This is a genomic window from Microbacterium sp. HMWF026 (genome assembly GCF_003061325.1).
GTDB lineage: Bacteria > Actinomycetota > Actinomycetes > Actinomycetales > Microbacteriaceae > Microbacterium > Microbacterium testaceum_E.
Map to the genome: position 1 here is coordinate 1 of NZ_QAJB01000081.1, position 4,712 is coordinate 4,712.

Annotated in this window: 5 protein-coding genes; 2 read left to right on the forward strand and 3 right to left on the reverse strand. The window is 65.1% G+C overall.

Annotated elements, in window-relative coordinates:
- Positions 1 to 238 precede the first annotated feature (238 nt).
- The gene (locus tag DBR36_RS03885) at positions 239 to 1,342 is read left to right on the forward strand and encodes a hypothetical protein (protein ID WP_108317639.1); all 1,104 of its coding nucleotides are present in this window, start codon (positions 239 to 241) and stop codon (positions 1,340 to 1,342) included.
- On the opposite strand, the gene DBR36_RS03890 is transcribed toward DBR36_RS03885, so the two are convergent.
- The 3 genes from DBR36_RS03890 to DBR36_RS03900 form a co-directional block, all read right to left on the reverse strand.
- Positions 1,339 to 1,737 (reverse strand): (deoxy)nucleoside triphosphate pyrophosphohydrolase, encoded by a 399-nt coding sequence (locus DBR36_RS03890; RefSeq protein ID WP_108317640.1) that lies wholly within the window; start codon positions 1,735 to 1,737, stop codon positions 1,339 to 1,341. The genes DBR36_RS03885 and DBR36_RS03890 overlap by 4 nt on opposite strands.
- A 981-nt stretch (positions 1,738 to 2,718) precedes the next feature.
- Entirely contained in the window at positions 2,719 to 3,243 is a 525-nt protein-coding gene (locus DBR36_RS03895; protein WP_108317641.1) for a hypothetical protein, read from the reverse strand.
- A gap of 1 nt (position 3,244) precedes the next feature.
- Positions 3,245 to 3,700 (reverse strand): VOC family protein, encoded by a 456-nt coding sequence (locus DBR36_RS03900; RefSeq protein ID WP_108317642.1) that lies wholly within the window; start codon positions 3,698 to 3,700, stop codon positions 3,245 to 3,247.
- A gap of 97 nt (positions 3,701 to 3,797) precedes the next feature.
- Here DBR36_RS03900 and DBR36_RS03905 point away from each other — a divergent pair.
- Positions 3,798 to 4,712, forward strand: a 915-nt coding sequence (locus DBR36_RS03905; protein WP_108317643.1) for a YafY family protein, incomplete at its 3' end; no start/stop codon positions are given.

The window sequence follows — 4,712 nt, forward strand, 5'->3', positions numbered from 1 at the left end:
GGGGAGGAGAAGTCGGCGGGGTTGATCCGATCGACGACCTCTCGGAGCGCGGCGTCGGCATGGAGGAAGAGAGGGGCGGGGCTCATGGTGGGGGGTACTCCGGGGCAACGACATGGGCTAGGGCGCCGCAATCTGGTCCGATCACCGATGCCTTTGGCGCGCCTGCTCCACTCATTCCGGACGGAAGAATGCTCTTCCGCTTCGCGCATTACTGGACATCGGCCAGTAGCTTTCACTAATGGCCACCACCACTCCGGCTCAGTTGTCCATCGAGCTTCAAGTGCCTCAGAAAAGAATTCGAGATTACCTGCGGTCCGTGTACGGGACTCTCGGAGAAGGTTCGACACGGTGGCTGCTGTCAGAAGAGCAGGCGGACGGCGTCCGAGAACGTTTCCGCGACGGTCGTCGAGCGGTCCGAGGTGATTGGTTGCTCGAGCCGGGCGACACCGTTCGCAGGCGATCAATTCACGACGCATACGGCGGTCAGCAGCAAGGTGGCATCTCCACACCGCGCGGTCAGAACAACATCTTCATTTTCACGGACCCGGGGTCCGGGGCCAGATACGGCTACGACAAATTTGAGGGGTTACGGGAGGACGGCTCATACTCATACACCGGCGAGGGGCAGTACGGACCACAGGAGTTCGTGCGCGGGAATCGTGCTTTGCGAGACTGCGCCAAAGACGGGAAGACCATCCGGCTCTTCAGAACGCATGGGACGTTCGCAACCTACGTCGGAGCGTTCACCACAGGAACACCCACGTATGAGATCGAAACGATCCCTGATGCGTCCGGAAACCCCCGCGCGGGGATCATCTTCAACCTTCTCCCTGTCGTTGCGCGCGTAGATCTCCTACCTGGTTATGGGGGTGATTTGGGTCGCGAGGCTCCCGAGACGTACACGGCAGCGCCTCGGTCGTGGACCCCGCCCGAGTACGACGATGTGGTGATTGCAGCGGCCGATACAGCTCCCGGCGAGCGTGTCGTTTCTCGGATCGAGTTTGAGCTGCAGGCCGCATTCGGTGAGTGGGTGAGAACACAGGGGCTCTCACCGCAACGGCTTCCGCTCCGGGCCGGGAGTGCGCTGATCGAGCCAGACATGTTCGTCCCAGAACGAAACTGGATCGTCGAGGCGAAAAAATCGACGGCGCGAGGCCACGTGCGAACTGCAATCGGTCAAGTTCTCGACTACGCCCACGTGGCACATAAGGCGGGACTGGATGCATCTCCGGCCATTCTTCTGCCGGGGCCACCGGAGGAGGACCTCCGAGAGCTTATGCACACCGTCGGGATCACATTGATTGTGAAAGTCGACGACGACTTTGAGGTGTCCGCACCCTAGGTTCCGCTCGCAATCAATAGCCGAACTGCGGGTAAGTCGGGCTCGGCCCAATCCAACTGAGCAAGATCATCCGCGGCTACCCACACGAGGCTGTCGTGATCAGTGCTCTCGATGGGCCGCGGCCCATCGAGCTCGGCGTGAAGGCACGTCAACCGGATGACGAGGTCGCCGACTAGCGTGTCGTCGGTTGTCAGTTGCCCCGTAACGCGGATGTCGATCGCCAACTCTTCTTGGATCTCGCGGCGGAGGGCGTCAGCTGCGCTCTCCCCGTGTTCAACCTTGCCCCCAGGGAACTCCCAACGCCCGCCAGCTGCTTTCCCCGCGCGACGCCGACACACGAGAAACTGATCCCCGTCCTGGATCACGGCTGCCACAACCTCAAGCACGTTGGCCATAGCACGACCGTAGTCGCAGGTCGCGCAGTCGGTGCTGGCTATCAGCGCCCTGCGACGAACAGGATCGAGGTAATGGCGGTCACCCGCGGGCTGGCCGGCTGGTGCTGCTTGCTCACCGTTATGAACGACTGATCACCAGGCAGGGACTCGTGATCCTTACATGCACATCGCGGGACGCATCGGAGCATTGATCGAGCGGCTGGACGACCTACGGAGCGGACGCTATCCGACATACTCGGGGCGGAGCGAAGGCGGAACGATTCCTATCGTCCCCGAGACAAGGCCTCTCGAAACACCAGACGACTTGCCCCGCTCGAGGATTGGCGGCACCTGGGTTGGCGGGATTCCCACGCTGCGCTACCGCATGACCCGCGCAGCAGATGTCGTGCACCCCGACACAATGGAATCGGTGCGCCCAAAGGTCCGCTCTTCCGAGGTTTAGACCGTTCAGGTCGACCCGCGCATTTTCTGAGCATCGGTCGGGAAAGTTCAACCAGAGGACCCGGATTGGCCCGAGCTATCTGCTGATGCGACGACTCACTGACAAGGATCCCGGTGCGTCCGAAACAATCTTCCTCGGACGCTTGTGGTGAAGCACTTGTACCTCAGCGCGCAGCGCCCGGACTAGCCTTTCGACGTCGCCGGGAGTGGGCTCATTGCCCTGGTACTTGGCCTGCTCCACGAAGGTGTTGCAAGCGAGCATCATCATCCGGAGAGGTTCGAGGAACACTGATGTGGACGAGAGCTCTGCGCGAGCAGCCCGAACCAGACTCCTCGTGTGATTAACGGAATCCAGTATTCGTGGGCCAGCGCCGAGCGCCCAGGCCGCGTCTGCATCGAGCGCAAATGCCCGCTTCGCCGCCAGGTCGAGCAGCAGGTTGTTAACCGCTAAATGCTCTTTCGCGGTCGCATCACGTCGACTAGTGAGTCAGCCTGTAAAAAGTGCGGCGCCTGCGCCGAGGACGGCGGCCAAAAATGCCATCACAATGTCCCCGGCTGCTGACCAAGCTTCGCCCTGGGCCGCGAGTTCAGATGTGCAGCGCATGCTCCCGACAATACTTTCTGCGGACCGGGCCCGATGATAGCGAACGGTGCCGAGCGGTTTCGCGCTGATGTCTTTCGCGGGTTTGCTGCTGCGTCGCACAGCCGTGAACGAGCCTCGCGCGACCGGGTCGCGCGAGGCTCTGGCATCCGGAACTCAGTCCTGGAGGAACGGGTAGTCGGTGTATCCGGTCTCGTCGCCGCCCTAGGGGAGGCTTGGTCGAGCTCGTTCTCGTCGGCGTTCTTCTGCCAGCGTATGACGAGGTCGGGGTTGGCGATCGCGGGGCGACCGACGGCGACCAGGTCGGCGAGGTTCTCGTCGACGGCGGTGACGGCCTCGTCGCGCGTGGTCACGCGCGAGAAGCCGGAGTTGACGATGAAGGTGCGGGGCCGCAACGAGGTCGACGTCCAATAGGCCCGGTAATCGGTCGCGACGCGCAGCGGACGCGCGCCGCGACCGGACACGTCATTCGGCGGCGACCGAAGCGCTCCACGTCACGCCGAACCGGTCGGTCAGCATGCCGAACCCGGCGCTCCACGCTGACGCCGCGAGGGGCTCGACGATCGTGGCATCCGCCGCCAGGGCATCCCAGTAGCCCTGCAACTCATCGAGCGTGGGCGAACTGATCGAGACGAACAGCGCCTGGTCGGTGATCGTCGCATTGTTCTCGCGGCGGGTCGAGCCTCCGCCGGCGACGCCGCCCTCGGTCTGGCCGGGGATGTCGTAACCCATGAGGCGGAAGCCGTTCTCGGCGGCGACGAGGCCGAAGACGACCTTGTCGGAGCCGGGGATCTCTGCCGGCATGCCGAAGTCGGCGTAGGTGTTGACGACGAGGTGGCCGCCGAAGACGGACTGGTAGAACTCGAGCGCCTGACGGGCATCGCCGCGGAAGTTCAGGTGAGGGGTGGTCTGCACGGACATGTCTGCTCCTTGGGTCTCGGGCCGGATCGGCTCGTGCCACGACCCTCGCAGCCATGTAGGGCGGGTTCTGTCCTAGACCGGAAATACCTTGGATGCCATGACGACGACATCGCGGCTGCTCACCCTGCTGTCGCTGTTGCAGACGCGACGCGACTGGCCGGGGTCGCTGCTCGCCTCGCGGCTCGGCATCACCGACCGCACGGTGCGGCGCGACATCGATCGGCTCCGTGAGATGGGGTACCGCATCGAGGCGACGATGGGTCCGGACGGCGGGTACCGTCTCGACTCCGGCGCCGAGCTGCCCCCGCTGCTCTTCGACGACGACCAGGCGCTCGCCGTGGCGATCGCACTGCGCACCGCCCCCGCCCTCGGCGCGGGTATCGGTGAAGCGGCGATCCGCGCGCTCGCAACGGTGCGCCAGGTCATGCCCTCACGCCTGCGGCACCGCCTCGACACCCCCGAGGTCACGACGGTCGCGCGGCCGGGGGAGGTGGCATCCACGGACTTCTCTCTCGACGTGCTCGTGACGCTCGCGCAGGCGATCCGCGACCGGGTGACGCTGCGGTTCGACTATGGCGACGCGCTGCGGCGGGCGGAGCCGCACCACCTCGCCGTCTCGGACGGCCGGTGGTACCTCGTCGCGTGGGATCTCGACCGCGACGACTGGCGGATCTACCGGGTCGATCGCCTCCATCCGCGCATCCCGCACGGCGCCCCGTTCACGCCGCGCACGGTGCCCGGCGGCGACGTCGACGCGTTCGTCTCGGCGCGCTTCAAGGGAGCGGATGCCAACGCTTGGCCGTGCCGCGGAACGGTTCTGCTGCACCTCCCGGCGCGTGAGGTGTCGCCCTTCGCCGGCGATGGGACGGTCACCGCGGTGGACGAGGGGAGCTGCACGCTCGAGGCGGGGTCGTGGTCGTGGGGAGCGCTCGCCGCGTCGTTCGGGCGGTTCGAGGCCGAGATGGAGGTCGTGGGGCCTTCGGAGTTGGCGGAGGCGTTCGGGGTGGTGGCG

Coding starts and splice junctions, on each gene's coding strand:
- DBR36_RS03890 (WP_108317640.1), bottom strand. CDS start 1,737: ATGGCCAACGTGCTTGAGGTTGTGGCAGCCGTGATCCAGGACGGGGAT.
- DBR36_RS03900 (WP_108317642.1), bottom strand. CDS start 3,700: ATGTCCGTGCAGACCACCCCTCACCTGAACTTCCGCGGCGATGCCCGT.
- DBR36_RS03885 (WP_108317639.1), top strand. CDS start 239: ATGGCCACCACCACTCCGGCTCAGTTGTCCATCGAGCTTCAAGTGCCT.